The 4797-nt window shown below is 66.1% G+C and carries 4 protein-coding genes, 2 tRNA genes and 1 pseudogene; 5 read left to right on the top strand and 2 right to left on the bottom strand.

Annotated elements, in window-relative coordinates; translation table 11 throughout:
- Window positions 1-825: hypothetical protein (locus VN856_RS08435; RefSeq protein ID WP_325687962.1), on the top strand; the 825-nt coding region annotated here is incomplete at its 5' end.
- On the opposite strand, the pseudogene VN856_RS08430 reads toward VN856_RS08435, so the two are convergent.
- Window positions 801-1970: pseudogene (locus tag VN856_RS08430) on the bottom strand (serine hydrolase domain-containing protein). The gene VN856_RS08435 and the pseudogene VN856_RS08430 overlap by 25 nt on opposite strands.
- A 134-nt stretch (window positions 1971-2104) precedes the next feature.
- A tRNA-Gly gene (locus VN856_RS08425) sits at window positions 2105-2175 on the bottom strand.
- A 125-nt stretch (window positions 2176-2300) separates the two neighbouring features.
- Here VN856_RS08425 and VN856_RS08420 point away from each other — a divergent pair.
- From VN856_RS08420 to VN856_RS08405, 4 genes are all read left to right on the top strand, one after another.
- Window positions 2301-2374, top strand: a tRNA-Pro gene (locus VN856_RS08420).
- A 65-nt stretch (window positions 2375-2439) separates the two neighbouring features.
- On the top strand, window positions 2440-3828 hold the full coding sequence (tig, locus tag VN856_RS08415; protein WP_325687961.1) for a trigger factor: 1389 nt from the start codon (window positions 2440-2442) through the stop codon (window positions 3826-3828).
- 95 nt (window positions 3829-3923) lie between these two features.
- Window positions 3924-4529, top strand: a complete 606-nt coding sequence (locus tag VN856_RS08410; RefSeq protein WP_325687959.1) for an ATP-dependent Clp protease proteolytic subunit — start codon at window positions 3924-3926, stop codon at window positions 4527-4529.
- A partial coding sequence (locus VN856_RS08405; protein WP_325687958.1) for an ATP-dependent Clp protease proteolytic subunit occupies window positions 4526-4797 on the top strand: 272 nt, incomplete at its 3' end. The genes VN856_RS08410 and VN856_RS08405, both read left to right, overlap by 4 nt.

Raw genomic sequence — 4797 nt, 5'->3', positions numbered from 1 at the left:
GGGGACATGAACCTGGTGGCGGCGGCCACGGGGGCCACGGCGGCGGCCATGGCCCCGGCGGACCTGGCGAGCCGGGCGGTCCCGGTGGTCCGGGTGGACCGGGCGGTCATGACCCTGGAGGACCCGGTGGGCATGACCCCGGTGGACCCGGCGGACATGACCCCGGTGGACCCGGCGGACATGACCCTGGAGGACCCGGTGGACCTGGAGGCCCCGGTGGGCCCGGCGGACACGATCCTGGTGGTCCGGGTGGGCATGACCCCGGCGGACCCGGGGGCCCGCCTGCGGGTACCGAACCGGGTGGTCCGGGTGGGCCTGATGGACATGATCCTGGTGGATCCGGAGGGCCGCCTGCGGGCAGCGAACCCGGTGGTCCGGGTGGAGCCGGAGCGCCTGGTGGTACCGAACCCGGTGGCCCGGGCGGAGCCGGGGAGCCGGGAGGCCACGGATCTGAGAATGGGCCGGGCGCCTCTGGGCCGGATGCCGGCCCGGCCGGTCCGGATGCCAACGCACCTGCACCTGACAGTGGCTCGTCGGCTCCCGATGCCGGTGGACCGTCGGACGCCAGTGGACCGTCGGCGGGATCCGACAACTCGGGCGGTGCCGACATGTCAGGAGGCGACTCGGGCGGTAGCGCCGCGTCAGGAGGCGACTCGGGCGGTAGCGATTCGTCGAGCGGCGGCGACTCCGGCGGCGGCGACTCTGGTGGTGGTTCGTCGAGCGGCGGCGACTCCTAACGCTGAGCGAAACCGCATCTGCCCAGACCTTCCGGGGAGGCAGGTGCGGTTTTGTCGTCAGCGTTATTTGACCCCGAGCACCGCATAGATCTCGTTGCTCATGACCACGCTGCGGGGATCGGCGTTGGCCTTGGTCGGGTCGAAATGGTTCATCACGTAGGCGTAGCCGATCCGGTTCTCCAGGTCGACGAAGCCGAACGAGCCGCCGAGGCCGCCGTGGCCGAAGATCGACGGGTTCGGTCCGTTGACGCAGCGCTGGTTGAGCATGTAGCCGAGGCCCCAGCCATGGTCGGCGACGCGCGGGCCGAGAACCAGATCGGTCTCCAGGCCGCCCTGTGAGACCCGGATCAGGTCCATGTGCCTGCGGCTGAGCAGCTTCTCCTGCGCCAAGGCGTTGTAGAACGTCGCCAGCCCCAGCGCCGATACCTGGCCGTTGGTTCCCGGGAACTCGAGCTAGCGCCATAGGTCCAGATCGTTCGATCCGACCTCGTCGTCGGGCGCGAATCCCATCGATACAGCGAGCCCGGCCTTCGGGTGTTCGGCCAGCGAGGTGGGATATCCGGGGGCGTTGACGTCGGCCAGCATCTGGCGGATGTGCGGTTTGGCGACCCGATCGGCACAACGGTGTTGTTCGGTCCGCGCCAAGCCGATGTGGATCGCGGCTCCCAGTGGTTGGGCGATTTCGGTGCGCAGATATTGGCCGACGGTGCTACCCGTCACGCGGCGGAACACCTCGCCGAGGATGAACCCGAAGGTGGTCATGTGATAGCCCTGCGCGGTCCCCGGCTCCCACCACGGTTCGGCGGCGGCCAGCCGTTCGCAGACCAGATCCCAGTCGGTGACCTGCGTCCAGTCCATGCGCTGGCGCGGCCCGATCACCCCGGATCGGTGACACATCACCATGCCGAGGGTGATGTCTTGTTTGCCGGCCTGGGCGAATTCTGGCCAGTAGCGGGCCACCGGGGCGTTCAGGTCGAGGTCGCCGCGCTCGACGAGTTGGTGGACGCAGGTGCTGGTGAGGCCCTTGGTCCCGGAGAGCACGGTGGATAGCGTGTCCACCTGCCACGGCTTGGTGCCGGCCTCATCGGCGGTTCCGGCCCACAGGTTGACGACCAGCTCGCCGTCTACCCAGGCGGCGACCGCCGCGCCAATTTCCTTGCCCTGCGCGAAGTTCTGCGTGAACGCCCTGCGTACGCCGTCGAAGCGGGTCGCGCATGAGCCATGGATGGCGATGTCGGCTGTGGCACCTGGATGCTGAATCGGTTAGCCTCCTCAGCTTGCCGGGTCGGCCTCGACGGCCACCCCGCCGCCGTTGGCGCATTAAGCGTTGTCAGCCTAGTCCGCCTCGGTTGCCGGCGCCGGTATCGAGCGGGCGACGGGAATCGAACCCGCGTAGCTAGTTTGGAAGACTAGGGCTCTACCATTGAGCTACGCCCGCATGTATTAGTCGAGCGCGACTTTACGGCGCGGCAGACATCAAATCCAAATGTTGTCGTCCCGTGACCTGGTGGTGAGGCCACTGCAGGGACGGTGTGGCTTGGCCGTAGGATTTCGAGGTCACCGCGGGGTGTAGCGCAGCTTGGTAGCGCATCCGCTTTGGGAGCGGAAGGCCGCAGGTTCAAATCCTGTCACCCCGACTGGCGCGCCACACCCAACGGGCTTGAAGCATGACAAGACCCACAGCACACCAAGGAGCACACCCGTGAAGAGCACCGTCGAGCAGCTGAGCCCAACCCGGGTTCGGATCAACGTAGAGGTGCCGTTCGGGGAACTGAAGCCCGATTTCGATCGGGCTTACAAAGAGCTGGCCAAGCAGATCCGGCTCCCGGGCTTCCGTCCGGGCAAGGCCCCCGCCAAATTGCTGGAGGCTCGTGTCGGCAAGGAGGCGATCCTGGACCAGGTCGTCAACGAGGCACTGCCCAGCCGCTACGGTCAGGCCGTCACCGAGGTCGACGTGCGGCCGCTTGGTCAGCCCGACATCGCGGTCACCAAGAAGGAGTACGGCGAGGAGCTGGTCTTCACCGCCGAGGTCGACGTCCGCCCCGATTTCACCCTGCCTGATCTCAGCGCGCTGACGATCACCGTCGACCCGATCAAGGTCAGCGATGAGGAAGTCGACACCGAATTGCAGTCGCTGCGTGCCCGGTTCGGCACCCTGACCGGAGTCGAGCGTGCCGCCGCCTCCGGCGACTTCGTCTCGATCGACCTCTCGGCCAACATCGACGGCGAGGACGTGCCCGAGGCGTCCACGCAGGGCCTGTCCCACGAGATCGGCTCCGGACAACTGGTCGACGGTCTCGACGACGCGATCATCGGACTGAAGGCCGGCGAGTCCGGCACATTTACCACCAAGATGGCCGCCGGCCCGCACGCCGGCCAGGAGGCTGAGGTCACCGTCGCCGTCGTCTCGGTCAAAGAACGTGAACTGCCCGAACCCGACGACGAATTCGCCCAACTGGCAAGCGAATTCGACACGATCGACGAGTTGCGTGCCAACCTCTCCGACCAGGTCAGCCGGACCAAACGCGTCCAGCAGGCCGAAGAGATTCGCACCGCCGCGTTGGAAGCCTTGGTCGAGCAGGTCGACATGCCGTTGCCCGAAGCGATCGTGCAGGCCCAGGTGGACAGCACGGTGCACAACGCGCTGCACGGGCTCGACCACGACGAAGCCAAGCTCGCCGAAGCGCTCGAAAAGCAGGGTTCGTCGCGCGAGAAATTCGACGCCGACGCTCGCGCGGAGGCCGAGAAGGCCATCAAGACGCAGCTGGTGCTCGACGCGCTGGGCGACGACCTCGACATCCAGGTGAGCCAGGCAGATCTCACCGAACGTCTGGTGGTGACCTCGCGGCAGTACGGCATCCAGCCGCAGGAGCTGCTTGGCTACCTGCAGCAGCAAAACCAGTTGCCGGCGATGTTCGCCGATGTGCGCCGTGGCCTGACTATCGCTGCAGCGGTCGAGGCGGCCACCGTCAAAGACAGCGACGGCAACGTCATCGACACCACCGAGTTCTTCGGCAAGCGCACCCCGGAGGACGGCGACGTCGAAGAGTCCGACGATGACGATGCGGACGCCGCAGACGACGCGAAGTGACGCTGTAAGCGAACGCACGGGCTTCGGGGAGTGCTCGACGGCCCAGGTTGGTTAGTGTCGGTGAATACGGAACTCGAGAAAGCAGGTAACCCACTGTGAGCCGTGGGACTGAAATGCGCGCCAGCGCGATGGGTCTGAACCTCACCGACTCGGTGTATGAGCGATTGCTCTCCGAGCGCATCATCTTCCTGGGGTCGCAGGTCGATGACGACATCGCCAACCGGCTGTGCGCGCAGATCCTGCTGCTCGCCGCCGAAGACGCGAACAAAGACATCCACCTGTACATCAATTCGCCCGGCGGATCGATCAGCGCCGGCATGGCGATCTACGACACGATGGTGCTGGCCCCGTGCGACATCGCCACCTACGCAATGGGCATGGCGGCTTCGATGGGCGAGTTCCTATTGGCCGCGGGCACCAAGGGCAAGCGCTACGCGCTGCCGCACGCTCGCATCCTGATGCACCAGCCGCTGGGCGGGGTGACCGGTAGTGCGGCCGACATCGCCATTCAGGCAGAGCAATTCACCGTTATCAAGAAAGAGATGTTCCGGCTCAACGCCGAATTCACCGGCCAGTCGATCGAGCGCATCGAGGCCGATTCCGACCGCGACCGGTGGTTCACCGCCGCTGAGGCCCTGGAATACGGATTCGTCGACCACATCATCACCCGCGCCGAACACATCAACGGAGAAGCCGAATGAACCCCGAGCTCGCGCCCCAGGCGCGCTACATCCTGCCGTCGTTCGTCGAGCACTCCAGCTGGGGTGTCAAAGAGTCGAACCCGTACAACAAGCTGTTCGAGGAACGCATCATCTTCCTCGGAGTCCAGGTCGACGACGCGTCGGCCAACGACGTCATGGCTCAGTTGCTGGTGCTGGAGTCGCTGGACCCCGACCGCGACATCACTATGTACATCAACTCGCCCGGCGGCAGTTTCACGTCGTTGATGGCGATCTACGACACCATGCA

Origin of the sequence: Mycobacterium sp., assembly GCF_035603715.1 — a bacterium.
Classification (GTDB): Bacteria; Actinomycetota; Actinomycetes; order Mycobacteriales; family Mycobacteriaceae; genus Mycobacterium.
Note: the sequence above shows the minus strand (reverse complement) of the source record. Positions and strands in the feature narration are given on the sequence as shown.